This window comes from Asaia spathodeae NBRC 105894 (assembly GCF_025994195.1).
GTDB lineage: Bacteria > Pseudomonadota > Alphaproteobacteria > Acetobacterales > Acetobacteraceae > Asaia > Asaia siamensis.
Map to the genome: position 1 here is coordinate 192,582 of NZ_BAPY01000002.1, position 21,215 is coordinate 213,796.

Annotated in this window: 23 protein-coding genes; 4 read left to right on the plus strand and 19 right to left on the minus strand. The window is 58.8% G+C overall.

Translation table 11 applies throughout. From position 1 onward, the window contains the following. Positions 1–3: 3 nt before the first annotated feature. The 4 genes from AA105894_RS02475 to AA105894_RS02490 all read left to right on the plus strand — a co-directional run bounded on the left by AA105894_RS02475 (position 4) and on the right by AA105894_RS02490 (position 4,836). Positions 4–867 (plus strand): hypothetical protein, encoded by an 864-nt coding sequence (locus AA105894_RS02475; protein WP_267310339.1) that lies wholly within the window; start codon positions 4–6, stop codon positions 865–867. A 146-nt stretch (positions 868–1,013) separates the two neighbouring features. Beyond that, positions 1,014–1,706 (plus strand): gluconate 2-dehydrogenase subunit 3 family protein, encoded by a 693-nt coding sequence (locus AA105894_RS02480; protein ID WP_267310340.1) that lies wholly within the window; start codon positions 1,014–1,016, stop codon positions 1,704–1,706. Between the two features lie 26 nt (positions 1,707–1,732). Further along, the gene (locus AA105894_RS02485; RefSeq protein ID WP_267310341.1) at positions 1,733–3,511 is read left to right on the plus strand and encodes a GMC family oxidoreductase; all 1,779 of its coding nucleotides are present in this window, start codon (positions 1,733–1,735) and stop codon (positions 3,509–3,511) included. Continuing rightward, positions 3,511–4,836 (plus strand): c-type cytochrome, encoded by a 1,326-nt coding sequence (locus tag AA105894_RS02490; RefSeq protein WP_267310342.1) that lies wholly within the window; start codon positions 3,511–3,513, stop codon positions 4,834–4,836. Before AA105894_RS02485 ends, AA105894_RS02490 begins: the two co-directional genes overlap by 1 nt. A 20-nt stretch (positions 4,837–4,856) precedes the next feature. Here the strand turns inward: AA105894_RS02490 and AA105894_RS02495 are convergent, their stop codons facing one another. The 19 genes from AA105894_RS02495 to AA105894_RS02585 form a co-directional block, all read right to left on the minus strand. Beyond that, positions 4,857–6,134 (minus strand): glycine-rich domain-containing protein, encoded by a 1,278-nt coding sequence (locus AA105894_RS02495; RefSeq protein ID WP_267310343.1) that lies wholly within the window; start codon positions 6,132–6,134, stop codon positions 4,857–4,859. Beyond that, positions 6,113–6,772, minus strand: coding sequence for a hypothetical protein (locus tag AA105894_RS02500; protein ID WP_267310344.1), 660 nt, complete (start codon positions 6,770–6,772; stop codon positions 6,113–6,115). Before AA105894_RS02500 ends, AA105894_RS02495 begins: the two co-directional genes overlap by 22 nt. Continuing rightward, the gene (locus AA105894_RS02505) at positions 6,772–8,007 is read right to left on the minus strand and encodes a hypothetical protein (protein WP_267310345.1); all 1,236 of its coding nucleotides are present in this window, start codon (positions 8,005–8,007) and stop codon (positions 6,772–6,774) included. Before AA105894_RS02505 ends, AA105894_RS02500 begins: the two co-directional genes overlap by 1 nt. After that, the gene (locus AA105894_RS02510) at positions 8,007–9,149 is read right to left on the minus strand and encodes a baseplate J/gp47 family protein (RefSeq protein WP_267310346.1); all 1,143 of its coding nucleotides are present in this window, start codon (positions 9,147–9,149) and stop codon (positions 8,007–8,009) included. Before AA105894_RS02510 ends, AA105894_RS02505 begins: the two co-directional genes overlap by 1 nt. Positions 9,150–9,188: 39 nt before the next feature. Beyond that, positions 9,189–9,563: a phage tail protein gene (locus tag AA105894_RS02515; protein WP_267310347.1), complete on the minus strand. Its 375-nt coding sequence runs from the start codon at positions 9,561–9,563 to the stop codon at positions 9,189–9,191. Next, a complete protein-coding gene (locus tag AA105894_RS02520) occupies positions 9,560–10,210 on the minus strand; it encodes a baseplate assembly protein (protein WP_267310348.1) in 651 nt (216 codons plus the stop codon). Before AA105894_RS02520 ends, AA105894_RS02515 begins: the two co-directional genes overlap by 4 nt. 12 nt (positions 10,211–10,222) lie before the next feature. Beyond that, positions 10,223–11,287, minus strand: a complete 1,065-nt coding sequence (locus tag AA105894_RS02525) for a hypothetical protein (protein WP_267310349.1) — start codon at positions 11,285–11,287, stop codon at positions 10,223–10,225. After that, positions 11,284–11,484 (minus strand): hypothetical protein, encoded by a 201-nt coding sequence (locus AA105894_RS02530; RefSeq protein ID WP_188426669.1) that lies wholly within the window; start codon positions 11,482–11,484, stop codon positions 11,284–11,286. Before AA105894_RS02530 ends, AA105894_RS02525 begins: the two co-directional genes overlap by 4 nt. Positions 11,485–11,555: 71 nt before the next feature. Continuing rightward, positions 11,556–12,425, minus strand: a complete 870-nt coding sequence (locus AA105894_RS02535) for a hypothetical protein (RefSeq protein WP_267310350.1) — start codon at positions 12,423–12,425, stop codon at positions 11,556–11,558. 11 nt (positions 12,426–12,436) lie between these two features. Beyond that, positions 12,437–12,571 carry a hypothetical protein gene (locus AA105894_RS02540; RefSeq protein WP_267310351.1) on the minus strand — a complete coding sequence of 45 codons (135 nt, stop codon included), beginning with the start codon at positions 12,569–12,571 and terminating at the stop codon, positions 12,437–12,439. Positions 12,572–13,662: 1,091 nt separating this feature from the next. Next, on the minus strand, positions 13,663–13,986 hold the full coding sequence (locus AA105894_RS02545) for a hypothetical protein (RefSeq protein WP_267310352.1): 324 nt from the start codon (positions 13,984–13,986) through the stop codon (positions 13,663–13,665). After that, positions 13,983–14,408, minus strand: a complete 426-nt coding sequence (locus tag AA105894_RS02550) for a hypothetical protein (protein WP_025841572.1) — start codon at positions 14,406–14,408, stop codon at positions 13,983–13,985. Before AA105894_RS02550 ends, AA105894_RS02545 begins: the two co-directional genes overlap by 4 nt. Positions 14,409–14,411: 3 nt before the next feature. After that, entirely contained in the window at positions 14,412–15,902 is a 1,491-nt protein-coding gene (locus tag AA105894_RS02555; protein ID WP_267310353.1) for a phage tail sheath protein, read from the minus strand. A gap of 36 nt (positions 15,903–15,938) precedes the next feature. Further along, positions 15,939–16,907, minus strand: a complete 969-nt coding sequence (locus AA105894_RS02560) for a hypothetical protein (protein ID WP_267310354.1) — start codon at positions 16,905–16,907, stop codon at positions 15,939–15,941. Between the two features lie 2 nt (positions 16,908–16,909). Continuing rightward, positions 16,910–17,500 (minus strand): hypothetical protein, encoded by a 591-nt coding sequence (locus AA105894_RS02565; RefSeq protein WP_267310355.1) that lies wholly within the window; start codon positions 17,498–17,500, stop codon positions 16,910–16,912. A 22-nt stretch (positions 17,501–17,522) separates the two neighbouring features. Then, the gene (locus AA105894_RS02570) at positions 17,523–17,906 is read right to left on the minus strand and encodes a hypothetical protein (protein WP_267310356.1); all 384 of its coding nucleotides are present in this window, start codon (positions 17,904–17,906) and stop codon (positions 17,523–17,525) included. A 44-nt stretch (positions 17,907–17,950) separates the two neighbouring features. After that, entirely contained in the window at positions 17,951–19,318 is a 1,368-nt protein-coding gene (locus AA105894_RS02575; RefSeq protein ID WP_267310357.1) for a DUF4043 domain-containing protein, read from the minus strand. A gap of 24 nt (positions 19,319–19,342) precedes the next feature. After that, entirely contained in the window at positions 19,343–19,774 is a 432-nt protein-coding gene (locus tag AA105894_RS02580; RefSeq protein ID WP_267310358.1) for a phage scaffolding protein, read from the minus strand. A gap of 26 nt (positions 19,775–19,800) precedes the next feature. Further along, positions 19,801–21,210, minus strand: coding sequence for a portal protein (locus tag AA105894_RS02585; RefSeq protein ID WP_267310359.1), 1,410 nt, complete (start codon positions 21,208–21,210; stop codon positions 19,801–19,803). Positions 21,211–21,215: the final 5 nt, after the last annotated feature.

The window sequence follows — 21,215 nt, forward strand, 5'->3', positions numbered from 1 at the left end:
CTCATGTCGCAAAGTCCATCCAGAGTTAAGAACTTTCTCCGTTTCGGTTCGCTCTTCCTCGCTCTTGGCAGCATTTCCCCCCTGCTGACAGCATGCGGCGACAGCGAACCGCAGAGCTTTGCGCCGCTCGACTATAACTATCTCAGCAAGATGCACCTCAACGTTGCCCATATCGAAATTGTCGATACAGCGCCTCCTGGCTCAACACCCGGCGATATTTCCGGCAAGGCGCCGACGACGCCCCAGCAGGCGCTCGAACAGATGGCTCGTGATCGCCTGATCGCCAGCGGAACAGAGGGCAGCGGTACCTTCACCATCACCAAGGCAAGTATCCTCCATGCACCGGGCGGTACGCTTCTGGGCGAACTCGAGGCTCATGTTGATCTTTCCGCACCCTCGGGCGGTCGCGCCGGCTACGCGCTGGCTCATATCACCCGCAATCTCAATCCGGGCGACAAAGACCCGGAATCTCCTGCTGTCCTTTATGACCTGACGTCTCAGATGATGCAGGACATGAATGTCGAGCTCGAGTTCCAGATCAAGAAATCGCTTCATGACTGGCTTGTCGATGCCAGTGGCGCCCCCCTGCAAGGCGCAATTCAGCAACAGAATATCGGCCCGGGTGCCCCCCTTGCCGCGCCCTCGATCTCGACCGCCAATGCCCCTGTAGCAACAGCTCAATCTGCCCCCGCCCCGGCAGCAAACAGCGGCACCGCCCTGAGCGCAGCACCCGCAGCTTCTGCTCCTGCAGCCAAACCGCAAGGCCCTGACGCCATCTTTCCGCTTGGCGATGATGACGCACCGGCCGCTCCGGCTGTGAAATCGCCCAAACCGGGCGTTCTCTCCCTTCCGTCCGGTCATTCGTAACGGGAATTCACCACCGACCTTGCCCGTCGCACTGAAGCCGGACGGGCAAGTCAGAAACCTGCTTGCATTTCCTCACGCAATCGCGAAGAAGGGGGCGTTGCCCAGATGATGGGCATCCCCCATCGTTGTTCCGTCAGGAGAACAGGTTGAGCGCGCCTTCGTCTTCACGCCGCCGCTTCGTCAAAAATGCGGCAGGCACTACCGCTTTCCTCCTTCTCGCCGGACATGATTTTCCCGCCCGGGCGCGGGCCGCAGCACAGATCGACGGCAAGCCGGCTTTTTTCACGCCTGCCGAGATGCGTTTTCTTGAGGCCGCCTGCGATTGCATCTTCCCGCATGACGATTTTGGCCCGGGCGCAACAGCTCTGAACGTTCCCGGATTCATCGACCGACAGATGGATACGCCTTATGGCCGGGGCGAGCTCTGGTACATGGCTGGCCCCTTTCAGGACGGGCCTGCCAATCTTGGCTACCAGCTCCCTTTTGCGCCGCGCGATCTCTATCGCAAGGGCATTGGCGCGGCCAATCATTACGCCCGCACCGAACGCGGCAGGGATTTCGCCGATCTGCACCCGGAAGAGCAGGTCGAGATCCTGACAGCCTTCGAGGGAGGTGCTGTTCATTTTCCTGAACTCAATGCGCGACTCTTTTTCGAGCAATTGCGCCGCAATACACTCGAGGGTGTTTTTTCCGATCCGATCCATGGGGGCAACCGCAACATGGAAGGCTGGATCCTGCTCGCTTTCCCCGGGGCGAGAGCCGATTTCATGGATTGGGTCAATCAGGAAGGCGCAGCCTATCCGTTTGGCCCTGTATCGATCAGCGGCCAGAAGGCCTGAGCGTCACTTATTCGAGTTCCAAACGCATGACAACAAAACGGACTGACGTAGTCATTATTGGCGCAGGCTGGGCAGGCGCCATTCTCGCGAAGGAAATGCGCGAGGCAGGGCGTAGCGTCGTCATGCTTGAACGCGGCCCGGAACGCTCGACTGCGACTGAAGGCACCTATCCCGGCTCGATCGACGAACTACGCGGCGCCATCAGGCACAGGCTATTCCAGAACCCTGCCAAGACGACTGTCACCATCCGCAACACCGTCAACCAGACGGCACTCCCCTATCGTCAGCTCGCAGCTTTTCTGCCGGGTGAAGGGGTAGGCGGCGCCGGCTTGCACTGGTCGGGCGTACATTTTCGCGCAGCCCCCGATGATCTGCGTCTGCGCAGCCATGTCATCGACCGCTACGGCGCCAAATTCATTCCCGAAGGGATGAATTTGCAGGATTACGGCGTCACCTATGAGGAGCTTGAGCCTTTTTTCGACAAGGCTGAAAAGGTGTTCGGCACATCGGGAGAGGCCTACAAGGTCAACGGTCAGATTGTTGGGAATGGCAATGTGTTTGCGCCTTCGCGCAGTGACAAGTTCCCTCTGCCTGCCATGCAGGACGTCTATACAGCGAGCCTGTTCCGCAAGGCGGCATCTGATGTCGGATATCATCCCTACGCCCTGCCAGCAGCCAATGCCTCGATGCAATATACCAATACTTATGGCTTGCAGATGGGGCCGTGTAATTTCTGCGGTTATTGCAGCGGCTATGACTGTTACATGTATTCAAAGGCCTCGCCGAACATCAATATTCTCCCGGCGCTGCGTAACGATGCTGACTTCACCCTGATCACTGATGCCCATGTCCTGAAGGTCAATCTCGACAGCGACCGACGCAAGGCAACAGGCGTCACCTATCTCGACCAGCGTGAAAATCGCGAGAAGACCATCGAGGCCGATCTGGTCATTCTGGCGGCCTTCCAGTTCCACAATGTGCATCTGATGCTGCTTTCGGGCATCGGCAAGCCCTATGACCCGATCAGCAATACCGGTGTCGTCGGGCGTAATTTTGTCTATCAGACGATCACGACCTCACGGGCCTGGCTCCCGGAAAAGCAGTTTACCAACCAGTTTGTCGGTGCCGGTGGGGCGGGTGTCGCTCTTGATGATTTCAACAGCGATAATTTCGATCATGGTCCGCTGGGCTTCATCGGTGGCTCGCCAGTCTGGGTCAACCAGGCAGGCGTCAAACCTATCGCTGCGGCGATGAATGGCGGCGGCAAATCAGCACCGCGCTGGGGCGCAGGCTACAAGGCTGGTCTAGTCGATACCTATCGTCATTCCATGGCCATGGATGCGCATGGCAGCAACATGGCCTATCGCGATGTCTATCTCGATCTCGATCCGACCTGGCGTGACAGCTACGGTCAGCCCCTGCTGCGCATGACCTTCACCTGGAAGGAAAACGACATCCGCATGAACCAGTATGTCGTCGGCAAGATCGAACCGATCATGAAGGCACTCGGCGCCAGACGCTACGAACTCGGCAGGCTTGAACACGGCGAGGCCTTCGACACCCGTCGTTATCAGACAACCCATCTTGGCGGCGGTGCCGTCATGGGTACGAGCCCGACCGACAGCGCCCTCAACCGCTATCTTCAGAGCTGGGATGTCTCAAACGTCTTCGTCATCGGCTCAAACGCCTTTCCCCAGGGCATGGGCTATAATCCTACCGGCACCGTCGCCGCTCTTGCCTATTGGGCAGCACATCATATCCGTACCACCTATCTGGCCCAGCCCGGCCCGCTGGTGGCGTTGTGATGCTCGCGCGAAAAACCGGCCTGGCGCTGCTTGCCGTTTTCGGTCTTGCTGGTTCGGTACAGGCCGAGGCGCAGGAAAATCCGCAACAGGCACTGATCGACAAAGGTCGCTATCTGGCAGCAGCCGCCGATTGCTCGGCCTGTCATACGCATGATGCCGCAGCGCCTTATGGCGGCGGCAACCCGTTCGGCCTGCCCATCGGCACGCTTTATGCGCCCAATATCACGCCCGACAAACAGCATGGTATTGGCAGCTATACCGAAACAGATTTCTCCAATGCCCTTCGTCGCGGCATAGGCAGAAACGGCAAGCCCCTCTATCCGGCCATGCCCTTCCCCTCCTATGCGCGCATGACTGATGCCGACATTCATGCACTCTGGGTCTATTTTCATGAGGGTGTAGCGCCGATTGCCCAATCGGCACCTGCCAATGCCATTCACTGGCCACTCTCGATGCGATGGCCCATGACCCTCTGGCGCTGGGCTTTCGCCCCGACACCGAAAGCCGCCTTGAGCAACGCCAATCGGCGCTTTCCAGATGCCGAAATTGCCCGTGGTGCCTATCTGGTCGAAGGGCCGGGCCATTGCGGCGCCTGCCATACGCCACGCGCTCTGACGATGCAGGAAAAAGCCCTTTCGAGCGATGAAGGCGATGTGTTCCTCTCAGGCGGTGCGGCCGTCGATGGCTGGACGCCTGTCAATCTGAGGCAGGATGACCGCACCGGCCTCGGCCGCTGGAGCGAGGACGACATCGTTGCCTTCCTTGCCACCGGACGAAGCGAAAAGGGCTCTGCCTTTGGCGGCATGAGCGACGCCATCGCACATGGCACACAGCATCTCAGCACAGCCGATCTCCATGCCATCGCCCGCTATCTCAAAACCTCACTGCCAGGCCGCAAGGGCGAGAAGCCTTGGGAAATCAATCACACCGTGGCGGAAGCCCTGCAAAAGGGGAAGCTTCCAACAGCAGGCGCCAAAACCTATGTCGACCGATGCGCTGCCTGCCATCGGACGGATGGGCGTGGCTACGCCCCGGCTTTCCCGCCTCTGGCTGGCAACCCGACGCTCATGGACAAGGATCCTGGGTCGCTGATCTTGATCGTTCTGCGAGGTGCAACGGTGGCGCCGACAGAGAAGGCCCCATCGGCCCTGACCATGCCCGGTTTCGGTCATGTGCTCAACGATCAGGAAGTCGCCGATGTTGTAACGTTCATTCGACAGAGCTGGGGCAATTCAGGAAGCAGCGTTACCGCAGCCGATGTGCGCAGTTTCCGCGATCGTAATGCGGAATGGATCAACACCCCGCCCCCGAAACCCTTCAACTGAATTCGACGCTTCCTCCACCTTCAATGGAGGAAGCGATAGATCACCAGCCCCTGATAGCCACGCCCGCCAGCTGCCGCCTGGCCGGCAACACGGGTAGAATAGGCGCCGCCCCCACCTGCGCCATAACGCGTGGCATTGGCGCCCAGAAGATACCCGGCCTTGCCACCACCACCCCATGGGCCATTGGCGCCATTACCGGCAAACACGACAGTACCGTTCTGACCGTCGCTTCCGCCACCGCCTGTCTGGTTCCAGAGGGTTCCTCCCCCGGTGCCGCCGCCATCGCCCCCCAGCGCCATCTGCGCGGCTGCGAAATACGCCGAACCACCCCCATCCGAGGTAAGAAACGGTGTGCCGTCATAGGTCACAAAGCTTGGTCCTCCCCGTTGACCAGCCGCACCACCTTGCCCGACCGTGACCGAAAGCGACGCATTTCTGGCCGGATCAACGGAATAGATCCCCCAGCAATCACCGCCTGCTCCACCGCCTCCGCCTGAAAAAGACCCGACCTCTGGCGTCAGGGCGTTACTCGATGCACCACCGCCGCCACCGCCGATAACCCGCAATTCAACCTGACGCGCCCATTCCGGTATCGTCAGGATCTGGCTGGCGACACAAAGCGCCTGAGGCTGGCTGATCTGCTGGGCAAAACTCATCGTCGCCAACTCGGGAAGAGCGGGAAGAAACACCCCGCTTTGACGCGGGACAATAGAGCTCAATGTGCCAATCCCGGCAGGAATGCTCATGACATAAAGCGGCACGATAATGGCCCCTGCAGCAGAAGGCGCACTCACCCCTGCAGCAAAACTGATACGGCCCGTGCGACGAATGGGCAGCGCTTTCCCGCGGTTATCCGGCCCCGCCATCGTCTGGTCCGGTTTTCCCGCATTGTAAAATGGCAGCACATCCAGCGTGTCATCCTGCACGCGACAGACCGCGTAGACGGTAATGTCAACGCCCGTCAGGGGAATAGTCAGGGTCTGAGGCGCATCGCTGTAAAACAGGACCTGGGTTATGGAAAAATCAGCATCAAGCCCCGCCGAAATTCCTCCGATATGCGTTGCATCAAGCGCATCCGGCGCCATGATTGCCCCGCGTCCGATCGTGACCGAAAGATCACTGTCAGACATCTGGCAGATGAGACCCGAGGCCATGATCGTCTGACTACCCACAAGCATCTCTGCAAACCGCCCAAGCCCCTCTTTGGCATAACGGCCAAGGCGCAGCAGATCCGTGTCGAAGGGGACGGCCCCCGCATAAATGATCGGACGATCCATCACGCTTGCATCCTTATCCATGCGATTACACCCGATGCCTTCGTGGCCTTGATCGCCGCGTGCAGGGCACGTTGTTCGACTGGCAGCTTTGGGTAGACCTCCAGAAAAAACTGCCCCCCCTCGCGGGCACCATAGCGGGTGCGTGACGCGCCATAGCCGCCAACCTGACACCAGGCACCGCAGTCATGCACGTTACCCGGCTCGATGATCCGTGGCGCAGCGCCGGACAGTCGACGTACCGCCTCCGATACAGCCGCACGGGTATTGAGAGGTGCCACGAGAGAACCCACCATCCGCCTGCGAAAATGGGTGTCTTTCTCGAGATTGAGACGGACCATGCCTGAGGGGCCGAAGAAATCAGCCGCAGCCATTTCCAGAAATGCGTCATCGGTAGTGCCCATACGCGTCTGCCTGCGTACAAAACCCGTCAGGCTCCAGATCGATGCCAGTACGGCACCAAACCCGGTCAGCAATGACTGCAAGATCGGGGCATCCTCGACCTCGTCCCCGCGATAGGCCGGAAACCAGCCCGCGGGCAGAATGAGCCGCAGGCGTCTGGCGAAATCACGCGCGCTACCCGGCGCGATGCCGGTGTCGTAAAGCGTCTTGCGATCCGTCGCCTGCAGGCTCGCTATATCGCGATCTCTCAGAATGGCCATCAGCCACCCACCTGTTCAGCCGTGAAAAGCGGCACGCGATAATCCTTGCCGTTCACGTTGAGATGCAGAAAACCACCCCCCGCCTGTTGCGGCACGGCGCCCCCCAAACTCGCTACAGGCGACGACATCTGGATTTCCCCTCCCTCTGCGGGGTAGAGGCCCAGATTGGGAGAGCCATTTTCACCCTTCTGCACATAAAGTCCCGCCGCAGCGAGACCGCTTCCTGCCTGGATATTCAGCGTGTTGGTTGGAGCATTATTGGGCGAAACGGAGAACAGCAGATTACCGGTCATGTTCGTGACCAGAAGCCCATCATCGGCAAACTGGATACGCTGCCCCTTGGCAGTCTGCGAAACGGTCGAAAAAAGCATGGCCCCCGCATCAAGGCCCTGAACATGCTCGCGTGTTTCAGGCGTCCGCCACTCTATACCCTGACCACGCGCCATCGATATCGCCGTCGCATAGCCACCATCATCGCCATTCGTCCCAGCCAGCGCGGTATTGCCGAACAGGATGCCTGTTTTCCATGAATCGGGATTGCTGACAAAAACGATTCCTGCCTCGCAATCTGCTGTCCCCTCAGTCTGACCGCCCCCGGCGCCGATCTGGATCGCATAGGTACCGCCACCGCAATTCGGATGATAGGGCGTCGACATGCCATAAGCAGGCCCGCCCAGATTCACCGCCTCAAGCTCCATGACGAAGCTAGGCTGATAGTTGACCCCAGGCATACGCCAGGCTTCGCCGTAATAGGCATAGGCTGTGGCTTGGGTCGGATTGGTCGTGTCGTCAGCGATGCCCCAGGAAGCAATCCCGATCGTGCTCGGCACATGGCCCAGCTTGTCACGCCATTTCATCGCATCCGATGTACGCGACCCCGCCACGAAGGCGCTGTTGCCAAAACGCGAAAGCGAAGCAGCCTGGGCATTTTCAAGGGCCCACGGACCGATCGACGTAGTCGCCATAAGAGACGACAGCCAGTCTTGATGCTCAACATCGCGCGTATTGAGCGCAGGATAATCAGACGCTGCACCGATAAAAAAACGATCGCCATACCGGCTGATTTTCGCCCCTTCTTCTGCAAAGAATTCGCCACTGGACGGAGAATCGGCAGGGGCCCCGGCAATCTGGCTCGCCGTCGCATTGAGGGTCTCGACACCATCCGGCGTTGCGATGACGAGAACTTCCGGTCCCGCGACAGCGGGAATACGAAAGTAAGTGTTGAATTTCGGCATTACCCCTCCTGAACGATCTGAACGGAGATCGTGCCTGGAAAAAGCGACTGGCTGGTTTGTGCCGGGATATCGTTCTGACTGCCGTTGAGCAGAATATCCGTCACCGAAAGCACCGACATACCGGCACCGACATAAGCGACATAGGCAAGACGACTGAATGGATAGCTCGCCCCAATCTGTGCGGCAGCGATGTCGGCACCAAGGGCTCTGACAAGCGCCGTACGGGCCGCTTCTGCCTCGGCACCGGAAGCGATCCGCACCGTCATCGCAACGTTTACTGTCAGGATTATCGGGCGCTGCACGGCAAACCCGACCCCCAGGGCCTTCGTCGCCTCCACGCTGGCATAGACTTTTTGCAGCACTTGCTCAGGCACATCATCACTGCCATCGTCGATCACAACCGTGAAATAGCCGGATCGGGTCGCTCCGTCGGATTGCTGTCCATCGAACACGGCATAGCTCAGATTATTCTGGGTCTCGGCCACCGCGCTCTCAACTGCCGCGCGAGACGCGCTGGCCTTGGCCGCCAGCCAGAGCGGAAAGCGCTTTCGGAGCTGCGCATCGGTTTCCTGATCCGAACCATTCGCAAAAGCCTTGAGATTAGTCACGATATCAATGCCTGCAACCGAAGTGCCCATCAGGGAGATCGCGCCTATGGCGACATTGCCCTGAACACCTTCGACCAATGCCTCGACGGGCAAAGTCAGCGAGGCCACCCCGGTCGGACGCACATACCCTGCCGTTTCCTTCGACCAGTGCTCGTGGGTCGTATCAATCACGACCTGATAGGTAATGGCCGAAGCCGTTCGCACGGTCACACCGGGTCGCACCACGGCAGAGATATCACCATAGGAAAAGCAGGTCATGGTAACCGAACCCTGCGCCTTGACGCCGGGCAGTCGGGTCATACCAAAATCGCCGACGAAACTGTCGCAATCTGTGCCCACCGATGTGGCCAGTCTTGTGCGACAGAGGATCTGAAGCAGCATATATTGCAGCCACAGACCAAGCGCAGCGACGCTTTCTATCAGGGCGCGCCCTGGGGTGCCGATATCAAGCGTGAGCTTTTGGGCACATTGCGCCTGCGCCGTAACGACAGCACTCTGGACGAGTGCCGAAAAGGAACGCAAAGAAAACGACATGAGCTTTCCGATGCCTCGTCGGCAGGAGCCGAGCCAGGCTCAGATCGTGCCGCTCTGATTGAATGTGAAAACCTGCCCAGCCTCTTCGCCTTGTTCGGTATAGGTGATTGCGCAGCGATACGTACTCACAGCCAGAGGCGTCAGTGTCACAGTCACCGGCTGATCGTGATCGATTGACGCTTCCAGAGCGAGTTGACTGACAATCAGCCCCTGCGTTTCCACCTCCCGGATCGGCGTACCTACGCGTGAAGGCAGACCGGCGCCATATTCTGCGTGCCAGAGATAGGCTTGCGGGTTGGTGCAGAGACGCCGCAGGATGTTTTGCTGCGTGGCCGATGATCCATCCGCAGCCCGCAGGGCGCCATCATCGTCGAGTTGCAGATCCTCGCCGAAATAATGGTACAGATCCGTCATCCTAATGCCTTTCCGGTCATCCCATTGGCATAGGGGTGCACATGGTCGCCAAGACTGTTCGTGTCCGTGCGCACATCCCCTCCGGAGACGGAAATACCGCCCCCTTTCACCTCGATACCCGCGCCGGAAACGCTAATCCCTTCGGAATCAAGGGTCATTCTGACAGATCCCGCCTTCAGCACGATCGCCGATCCGCTAAGGGCACATTGCATCGAGCCAGCGCCAAAAAACACGCCATCCCGCCCAAGATGCAGCCACCCGCCTGACTCACTCTTGCGGGCAGATTCTCTGGAGGGCGCACCGCACCCTGCCCTGATCAGCAATTCGCCGGGTTGTGCCACCTTGCCTGTCTGGGGCGACAGGGCGGGTCCAGCAACGACATCGAACATAACGGAAATAATCACGTAGTTCTCGCCGTCGCCTTCCACCGGCATCAGCAAGACATGAGCGCCCGGTGCGGTTGGGCAGGAAAGCCGCAAATCTCCCACTTGTGTGACTGCCGCATCCGGCAGCCACCCTGTCTCGATATCATCGGGCTGCAGACGCACCTTGACGGCATGATTGGCAGGATCAACTGCCGAGACAATGCCATGTATGGCGTGGGCAGCGCGTGTCTGATGGGCCGCAGCCCAGAAGGAACCATCCATGGGCATACTCCTTCAAAAAACACGATCCCGCAGTGTCACGTCCTGCCGATAGCCATGAGCGGGATCCATGAAATGCGTGACAGAGTCGACGGATAATGTCCTGACCCCGTCTGAAATCCCTTCATCGACAGTCATGAAATGGCGCGGCGCCAGACCCGTCACGGCAGGCAGAGAGAGACGGACTTCGTATGCGTGCGAGACAATCCGTCGATATTTTCCCTTTGCCAGGCGCCTTATATCGTCCATGCGCAGCCCTGGCGCCCTGAACGTATAAAGCGCAGCATTGGCGCCCGGCATCTCATTCGAGAAATTCTGCCCGTCGAAATAAACCTCGCTTCGCGCCCTCTGGCGTGAATCCCACGATTGCACACCGACAACGACATTCCGTGCGAGACCTAGATCGTGCCTGAAAGACTGCACGCTGACACCACCGGGAGAAAAAAGTCGTGTACCGCCCTCACCAACAGCATAGGGCGCGTGGATATGGATCGTTTTACCCGATGCGTGGCACTCATATCCGTGATCGCGCGACAGGGAGTACGCGATATCAAAAGCGGTCTGATACCGATTCTGCGTGACGGCGGAGAGCCGCCTGTGCTCCAGCTGCCAGAACTGCCCACAATACGCGGCAGCATCGGTAGTCCCGGACACGATATCCGTCCTGAAAGTCAGGCCGGCGCGCTGCACCGCTTCCTGCACCAGTTCGAGCGCAGTCTGATTGCTCCAGGAAGCGGCAAGGCGTGTATCGAGCAGAAAGGCCATATAATCCCGACACTCCAGAACAAAGAGCGCGTTGCCATTTTCCTTGTACAGCGCATCGAGCACACCGTGAAAAACCGTCGTCCATTCCTCGTCGCCCCGCGCCACCTGCAGCATCACATCCGGCCGATCAAAGCCTGAGCGATTTTCCACAAGATCGCGCAACACGGTTTTGTTCTTGGTGACCACTCTGATGAGCGCCGTGTCGCAGCGTTCGTAGCGGGTACATTCCAGACGAAAGCCCCCTACATGCAGATCCTGCTGCCTCGCGCCATCAATCAGAAGCCGGGCTTTCCAATTACGCATCAGCTCTGTCATGAGGGCGGCAAACCTTCGCTCCCATAAGAAACGCTCTCATCAGGCAGAATGATCTGCACCGGTGCGTCGAAACAGGTGAGATCGGGATCGGAAAGCCCGTTTTTTTCAGCAATACGCCACCACTGCATGGCGTCGCTGAAATAGCGCAAAGCGAGATGAAAGAGCGAAACATCATCTGACGTCACCTGTATCTTCATTCTCTTTTCTCCTCGAAATACTTCAGTGCGGCACCGTCTTTTCCGAAAAAGATATTCTCCGGTAGAAGCCGTCACGACCCAATCAGGGTCTGCGCGCGACTGACATAACTTCCGGCATCGACACTCAAAGTCGCGGCACCGGCATTTTGCGCAAGTGTCACCAGATCGACCGCATTCGAGATCTGTGCAGTGTCCAGAACCAGGCCAGATTCATTTCTGACCTGCAACAGGCTATTTCCTGCCACAGAAAGATCCGATCCTACTGCGGCGACAGCCGTGGGTATCCGGCTTACATTGGTAGCGCTTTGCCAGAGCGAACTGGCCTTTCCCAGCGCATCTTGCGCGTGCGCCACTGCGCCCCCGGCACCCAGAATCTGGGCTATCGGCATGATCTGACCCACAACAGATGAAATCATGGTCGTGCCGATCCATCCTGAATCGGTCATCTGACCGAGCATTGTCGAAAAAACACCCAAACCCGAGACCATATCCATACTGGCGGTCTCCGATGAAATGGGCACCAACACAGGCGGGCTGACTTCCCGCTCCAGCACCAGACGATAGGGGCAGATTGTCCCTCGCGCCCGATACGACCAGGAAAACTCGGCAATCCAGACGCGGGCAGACAGATCAGCAACCGAAAATGCCAGAACCTGTGCTGCCTCGCGCATCGTCTCCAGACGGCGCGCCCTGCTCGTGGCCATCGGGCCTATAAAACGCCCCGTCAAAACCAACCGCGCCGGATCGTTTCCGACTGAATCGATCACACGCCCGCCCCCGAGAAGACGATGGATAATCAGGACCTGACGACCGCCAATAACCAGTTCATCGGGCACTTCAGGGCCACTCAGAACCAGATTTCCCAGGGTCACAGGGGCCGCCCGGTCGAGCTGGCGTATGGCACCCAGCGCATTCTCGACCTGAAGAAGCGATATGCCCATTTTTTTTTCTCTTACATGAAGCCGAAACTCATATTCGGGTATTGTGGCATGGCGATCTCATCGACCACGGCGCTGCGCGTACGAAGCATATTCATACGAAACCCCTCGTCACCCAGAGCAGATACCCGCTCTTGCCCGCGAGGCATTTCCATGACGCCATCAGGATGCCTGTTCCGATCAAGCAAGTCGCTTTCGCTCTGCACTGCTTCCGGCTGCCTGGTGAGCGCATGGTTTCGCCGCAAAGCTCCAGCGAAATCAGGAACGACCGAAACCTCGATATGCCGTCCCGCCTGATTCCAGAACCCTTGAGTGCGCTGAAAACGCCCTATAATCCCGGACGGACCAGCTGCCTCACCATCAACCTGAGGCTGATTGCCTTTCCGCTTTTGTACCGCGATCGACACCGATCCTGCGGAAAAGAGCCGGTAATCTGCTATTGGCGATAGCGGGACCGGCCTCCCCCGACTGGGAAAAACAGCCCCACCTGACCTCCCATCTGAAATCGGCTGATGAGACCAAAGAGGTAGCGCCGACGCTTTACTCAAAGAGACCAACGGAAGCGCTTTCAACGATAACAAGCCCTGCCGCCCACTCATAGCGGTCTGCAAAACCTGCCATGTTAAACCGGGAGCAGAACGCCGCGTCCCCTCCGATCCCGAAGCCGCTCCGCGCAGCCTCTCATTACGAGAAATCGGTACCACCGGAACTGGTGAATGGAGCCTGTTGCTTCCAACCCCTGCTCCCCCCGCAAAAAAAATGGATGTCCGCAGCGACGCTCCGCCTGGCCGCTGCGTCGCAGCAGGGACAATCCGCTGGCTGGAGAGGACTTGCAAAGAACGACGCGCAGACAAGACAACAGACCCGGCGCGATAAAGAACAGATCTCCCTAAAGTCTCGCTTCGCACGAGCGAGGCCACCGCACGAGCGCCAGAAATTTTCCTGACACGTGCAGGAGGCACGAAAGATCCCGAAGGCAAACGCAACAGCCCTGAGCGCACAAGACGCGGCCAGAGCATGCGCGTTGGCAAAAAGGGTATCGGTTTTTCAGCCATTATTCTTCTCGTCCGAGCCTATTCCTGCCGATAGCGGCATTGCCGCCAGTCGAATGAAAAACCGTCCTGCTCGGCCAGAACAACGCAGGCCGCCATACGTCGCGCACGCGACCATGCGGTAACGACAGACCAGGGCACCCCGCTTCTCAGGAGATAGAGGATCTCCCTGAAAACAGGGTGCCCGGTCAGTTTTTTGCCGTGTCCAGAACGGCATCCTGCTGAGAGTCGGCATCGAAGAAAAAGGGCTGGAGCAGCATGATACCGTCATTGCCGATACGACGGGCCAGATCACGAATCTCGTCTTTCGTGACCGGCATCTGCACCGGTACGCCATTCACCGCCCTGACCGAACAGACCATCTGCGCGTAGGAAAGCCAGGTCGATGCGGCAGCGCCTGCGGTTGCCGTTCCCCCAGCCTCTATGAGATCAAGCATATCCCCGGGGTCGAGCTCCCGCAGCGTAAGCGTACGCCCGGGAGCAATCTCGAGTTCTTCCGGCAACTTCGTCATGAAATCTTGCTCCGCAACGACGCATAAAACTGGACATGCTGATGAATCATGCCTTCTGCCTGCCAGCGATCGGTCTTCAACGAGAGAGACACCCCGCTATATTCCCAGGTCGTTGTCGTCCCATCGGGCTCACGGATATACTGATACAGCGTACCGCTCCCGATACTGCCGGCATTCCAGAATGCCGCTTCAATTGCGGCGACCAGACTGTCGAGATTGGCATTGGCACGTGCGATGGTAAAAACGCCGCGCCACCCGCTGGGCGTGTTGAACTCGACCGGCAATCCGTTGAGTGGCGTCGCACGCTGGATAATCGTGTGCTGCTCGGACTGAAATCCGGTCACGTCGCGCAGATCGATACGCGATCCGTTCCAGAGCAGCGTTATCCGGCAGTCCCGACCGATACTGTAAGGATTCACCATGGATCAGACACTCCCGCTGGCAGTGCTGACGCTCACAGAGGCGCCCCCCTGCAGATTGATGATGAATTTCTCGTTGATCCCTTGGTACTGTACCTGCACATCGGCCTGCACATACCCCGTTGCAACACGGTCGCCGGGATTATTGCTGCTGTCACACAGCACGGCATAAGGCAGGCGACCACCAGTCACACCGAGAATACCCTGAGACAACAGGCTGGAGAGAAAGCCCAGTATCGACGCACGGATATTGCCAAACAGACTGTCATTGATCACGCTGCCGACATATTGACCCATCGTGCCTTCGAGCGACCGCGCAAGGTAATTGGTCAGACGGGTATACGCGTCGCTCTGCACCGCCGCGCTTTGCGAGGTATTATGCCCGGCACGGATCGCCCAGTACTGCCCCCCCGGCGAAGGATTGCAGATCACATCGATGCCATTCTCGATCAAGGCACCAAGCTCGGCCAGCGAATAGCCGAAACGCGTCGCTTCGAGGCCGTTCTTCTGACTCCCGACAATACCCGCTAGAGGCTTGTTCAGCCCTGACTGTTCGGGTGAAAGCGCAGCCAGTTTTCCGGCTGCAAAAAGCGCAGGACTGACCAGCTGCAAACCGAGCGTATCGTCATTCCACCACAGCCAGTCGCCATGCATGTATTTCAATGCATGCGACCACAGACCATAAGCCGTCTTGCTTTGTATGGCCTGAGCCAGTGTTTCGCCTTTCGGCCCGGCTGCGATCATGTAGATGCCCTCGTCACGCCCGAAAGCGAGCATCGGCACCATCGTCGCCGTATCCCCCACACCTGCGAGAGTTGCCACACCGCATCCCTGGCTGGTCAGGGCATAAAGCCCGGTTCTCGCCTCCGCGACACCGACAAAACGCCCCGGCGCAGGCTCTCCTCCATCGGCGCCCCCGGCGAGCTGCACAGATCCGGTTTCCGTAATCGCGGCGTCACCGACAACATCGACCAGAACAAGCGCCTGGGTGTCTGCTGCCAGAGCCTGAGCAAGCGCTGTCCAGTCCGTTCCGGTATAGGCCGTCGCTCCCAGTTCTTCATGAGAGACACTCAGAACGAACTGCCCGTCACGGTAGCTCTGGCGCGTCACATTCACGGCGACTGCATTGCCCGCGCTACCAGTATAACGTGCCCTGATCTGGGCCGCCCCCAGACTGGCCTGCGCTGCCTTGTCAGCCCCGTCGGTTACCCGCACAAGGCAGAACTGGCTCGCCCCCTGATGCACGGCAACATCGACAGCAACGTTGAGATTGGACGCCCAGCCGCGTTTTCCGGCAAAAAACTCCCGGCACTGACCGACACTGCCGACAAGCGTTGGTACATCAACCGGCCCCCATGAGGCCGTACCGACAATTCCAAGCAACCCGGAAGAAACTCCGGATATCAACAGGGTTTCAGGCTGGGCGATCTGGATATACAGATCAGGCACAGGCAGAGCCGCTGTATTCAGGGCGCCGCTCTGTATGAGTTGTGGCATGAATGATCCTTCTTTTCTGGAAGTGACCTAAACTGATCAGGGCATTGGCCGGACGGTCCCATCGCAATCCGTGTCCCAGTTCCGATAAGCGGCTGGCATTTCCTGCGCCGCAGCCAAGGCATCGAGCGCCTCTTCTGGTATCTCGGCGCGCAGTTGGTCGGGGGCGGTATCAAAAGAAAAAGGGAGACCATTCGCATGAAACCAGCCTCCACCAGCCACCATCTGTGGCGACCAGACAGAGTCATATCTGTCAAAAATAACGCGCACCCGAACATCCCGACGAAACAAAGACTGGGTCTGCATCGCGTCCTGATCGTCTTCACCCTCGAAGAAAATCTGCGCCTGCCGTCCATCGGTCAGCGCAAGCCAGTCCTGCGGCAAAAGGCGCGAAACCAGCAGATCGCCCAGCACCGGTCGCATCTCGCAGGCGCTGGTCCACAGAGAAAGTCTGAAAATCTGGCTCTGACGCCTGATGAGACAGCTCGACCGACCATAGCCGCCAGTGACAGCTCTCAGACTCCCTGCGGAAACACTCAGCCTGTTCTCATCAGCCACAGCCCCTTCGAACTGCGACGCCAGGCTTTGTGCCACCTGCCCCTCTGTCTCCTGAGCATCTACGACATGGCGCGCCACACGCGGCTCACCACCCGGCGGCGTCCATATCAAGGCGATAATGCCGGGTGCCGCCCTGCGAGAGGTCAGCCGGCACTGCGCTGTCCTGCCCCTGATCTCGACTGAAAGGACAGGAGGAATGCGCAATGTCTCCACCCACTCCTGCCCCAGTGGAGTAGACAGGCCTTCATACCCGCCGGACAGGGGCGTGATCGTCACATAGCTCACCGCTTCACGCAGCGAGGGAGAGGTGAACAGATCGGAAGGCATCAGCGGCCCAGCCCGAAAAAAGACTTTCTGTGCGCTCCAGAATGACGAAGCCGCCGCGATATCGGCAAACCGGCTGGCACAGCAAAGGGCCAAACCACGCGTGACGGAGGAAAGATCTGTCATGATCAGACCTGCTGCAACGACAGAATGGCGCGCGTTCCATTCCGCGACAATTCGACCGAATCAACCGTATAACGCAGGCCCAGTTCGTCAATAATCTGCATATAGGGTACCAGATAAAACCCAGGCAGAATCGGCAGAGACAGCATGTAACTTCCTGAGCGCAACGCGCCCGGCATGCCACTGTGGCTATCCTCTCCTTTTCCGGTCAGCACGACGCTCGCAGGACATTGCCCAACATGAAGCGGCGTCATACCGCGCATCCCGAAAATCGAGATGCACTTGTTGCAGGCGACGCAAAGCGGCGGACGAAATGCGTCGATTTCGGCAACGAAATAGAAACGCTCTTCCTGCTGCAGAATATCGCCGATGCACAACGACGGGGCATCGCTCAACGCATAGATCATCGGCCGCGCCCACATGCGAGGCTTGCGCATCTGAAAACCAGCATCGGCATCAAAGCACAGAAAAGGCGTGCCCATGAGTGTTGATAGTGGCTTTAACGGATCGACCACGCGATAATGTCGTCCAATCGTCCCAAGGCGACGCGCCGCTCTGGCAAAGCCTGCATCCACATGCTGCTGCATGGCCCGCATCGGCTTCCCTCCCGCTCTTTATTTACACGACGACAGAAGCGTGATCCCGCAGGTCCGGCCCGGGTATGACCCCGAGAAACCCGCACACACGACGGCGCCACCAGTCGAAAAGACGCACGCGCTCGGTCAGCTCGCGCGTATTGCGCGTCCAGACGGAAACAGCCTGAGTATCCAGATTTTCCGAGACAGACTGCACGGCACGCTCCATCTGGATCAGGGTCGCGAGAAAATAACGCAGCCTTTTTCTCTCAGACCCGGCAAGCGTGTTCAGACGCCATTCGAGTGTTCCCGCATTCTGAAAAAACCGCCACGAACTCTCGCCGCTTGCCACGTCACCAAGCGCCGCATAACCGCAGAACCGTCTGATTTCGGTCTTTTCGTCTTCGGTCAGCGCCCCGCCTGTCATTTCCACGCCTGGAACCGCCCCACAAAAAGCGGAATCGGCCTCGTTCACAGACCGAAACCGGCAGCATCCGTCCCGAGACTCTCGATCACAACGCCACGCTTGAGATAGGCATTGGTCGCAGTCGGAATGATCGACACATCGGCGGTCACATCAGTCGGCAGGGCAAACCCGCCGATCCAGTACCACGACTGCGCAATGATCTGCTTCAGACGGTCGAGCGGCTCACGCGTGACCATGGCCACACCGTCCACCATCTCGATCAGGGCCCGCTCGGCATCGGGAATGTCGGTATGACCGATACAGGCACAGTCTCCCTCCACCAGCGCCCCCTGTCCCAGAAGCAACGCACGATGGATCGGCCCACCTCCAAGAGAAGCCTGCTGGGGTGCCTCCGTCGTCGGCACGAACCGGACACCGAGCAATTCGATAATCTGGCCCGAACGATACTCTTCCGAGCCATAGGCACCGCGATAAAGATATTTGAAATCTGCATCGCGAAACAGCGAAAGAAGCTGGAGATCATCAAGATAGCAATTATACGCCCCATTGATCATCGGCACGTTGTTGCGGCGCAATGACGCCACACCCGCCAAAACATGCTGAATACCAAGCGTATCGCCATCCGCATGGCGCAGATCGGCTGTGCTTCGTTTACCGTTAGGTCGCAAGACGAGAGGCGCGGTCGCGGCCACAACTGCATTGCCCGTCGTCGCATCTGCAACAGAAACACCTGTCGAGAACTGCAATTGCCCCGAAATGCCGCCCGGCGCCGTCGAGACATTGCCCTGATCAGCCGTCGCGGCAACAAGCGTATAGACACCACTGCCAACCGTCACCGTCATACCGGGACTGGCATTGACTGGCCTCACCAGCCCGGAGACGATCACGAACTGGAAACCGCGAATGTCATCGACTGCAATCGTCGTTGTCTTCGCAGTAGCCGTCGCTGTCACACGGGTATTACCGCCCAGATACCCCCCAACACCGCCTGGCACACCGGCAAACAAGGCATTGCGCGCCAGGCGATCCAGAGACTGCATGGCCTGAAGGCCATTGGTTTGCGCATTCGCCAGAAACTGCGAAGCAATGCCCACCCCGGTCGTCACCATATTGAGGTCGATGGTATCGCCATACTGGTTGATGCTGAGCGTATATTGCTCGACGGACCATCCGCTGGGCGACAGACCATTATCGAAATTCGTATTCCCTGAAGGCAGAAGCGGCTCGACAACCGGCGCCTTGAGGCTCTTGCGCGTCTTTGTCAGCGTTTCACCGATCGCATTGGGAAAAATCTCGCGATCGGCAACGGCACGAAACCCGAGCCGCGCATTCAGCCCCGTTTCAAATTCGCGCGCCAGAAAGCCCTGCTGAATGGCTGCACGCAACTGTTCAGGAAAATTCTCAATACCCATTGTTCCACCCCTGACCCGTAATTTTCAGATAATGCCTGCGAGAAACTGACGTTTGCGTGCGGCATATTCCGCAGCAGCCAGACCACGCGCATCCTGCACCTGCACAGAAGCCGGTTTCGGCACGGCGCCTTCCCAGCCTGGAGCAGCGGCCGTCCCATGCGGATCCCGAAACAGAAAGCCGCGTGCCTGACGCGCCTGCGCCATGGCGTCTTCCACGCCCGTTATTTGCCCCTGTTCCGACCATCCGATCCCGGAGCGATCCATCAGCAGCATCACAGCATCGGGGTCATGGGCTCCAAGGCGCATCGCCTCAGCGCGCAGGGCATTGGCAAGCACGGTTTCGCGTGCAGCTTGTGTCACCCGATCCATTTCTTCGTGATGCGCCTGAACAAGGCAGTCCCGCTCCGCAGCAAGTTCCGCAAGCGAACGACGAAGTGCGTCGATGTCATCTGGCATTTCCATTTCCCCTCAGAGGGTTCTCTTCAGGCTGCACGCACAGCCTTGATTTTGGTCCATTCCGCAGCGGGATCCGCAACGCCGGCAGCACAGGCATAAAGCCGGGCTGCTGTTTCCTGGCTCAGCAGGCCAGCATTCACAGCCTCTCCCAGCCCCTTCGCCATAGGCAGAAGCTCGGCTTCATCAGCAGCAAACCAGGCAGGCCAGTGCAGAGAGAGACCTGCAGGATCCAGATCCCTGAGAACCTGTCCCCCGATCATCAATCCGTCAGGCATTACTGCTGAAAAGCGACACAGCATCCGATAGAGCGGCAGAATACCGCCATCGCCGTAAGTCCCGCGCAGGCGGTCTGCCATCCAGATAAGAGGCTGACACATAAGCTCCATCGCACGCCCCGATTGAGGGGTGCCCAGCCGATCACCGTGGGTTCTGTTTCCATGGAGCTGCTCGAGCACTAGCTGACGCAATTCCCGATAATGGGCCAGGACAGCTCCCGCAGCCGCACCATTGATTTCAAGAAGCTTCGCATCGCCTTCAGGCGGCAAGGTCAAAGCCGAGGCAGCACCGCCCTGACGTGCCACACCCTCTAGAACCTCAGGTGTCTTCAGCACAAGCGTCGGATCAGACCCGTATTTCAGTCCTCGCCCCGCCTGCGAAAGCAGATAATCCGCCTCGATCACCGTATCGATGGCCTTTTCGAAACTGCATTCCCCATCCGGCTCCGTCGCTGACACAGCGCCCGGATTGCGGATCCAGACCACAGGGACGAAACCGAGATCATGAATGCTGGATCGTTTCTCATCGAGAACGTCACCACCTTCTTCCCCTGCAGGAACGGGCACGAAAACGTCCAGTCCGATGCGCGTCCAGCGACGCTGCCACCAGAAACGGGACGACAAGGCGTCAGACGCCACGGCGTATCCACTTGCCTTCAGATCAGCCCCCGAAACCAAATAACGCTCGGTCACGGACAGAAGCGCGCCATACTGGTCCCAGTCAGGTGTCAGGTAGGCGGTTTCCAGCAGCGAAAAACGTGGCCTGCCCCCCAGAATTTCAACCCATATCGCAACCGATCCCACAGACCCACATGTCGCTACCTGCATCATGAAAGCAGGCAGACCAGTCTCGAAAGCAAAAGCGTTCATCGCTTTTGATGTCGACTCATGCGACGCAACGGCCAGCGGCCAGTGAGTATTGCCGAATAAAAGCGAGACTGCCTCATCGACAACGGTGCGGCACAGATTGGTGCGCACGGAGGGCCGTCTCTGCGAAAGCGGAATATACTCTCCCGCATTGCTACGCTCGCTCGCAAAAGGATAGGGCAGCGCATCATATTGCGCCCCTGCGAGCACTTTCTGTAGCGCCAGCAACCGCCTCGTGCGCGCAGACGCGCCGGGCGGCACGGCATATCGCCCCTGCAACGCCATCCAATCCATGAAAA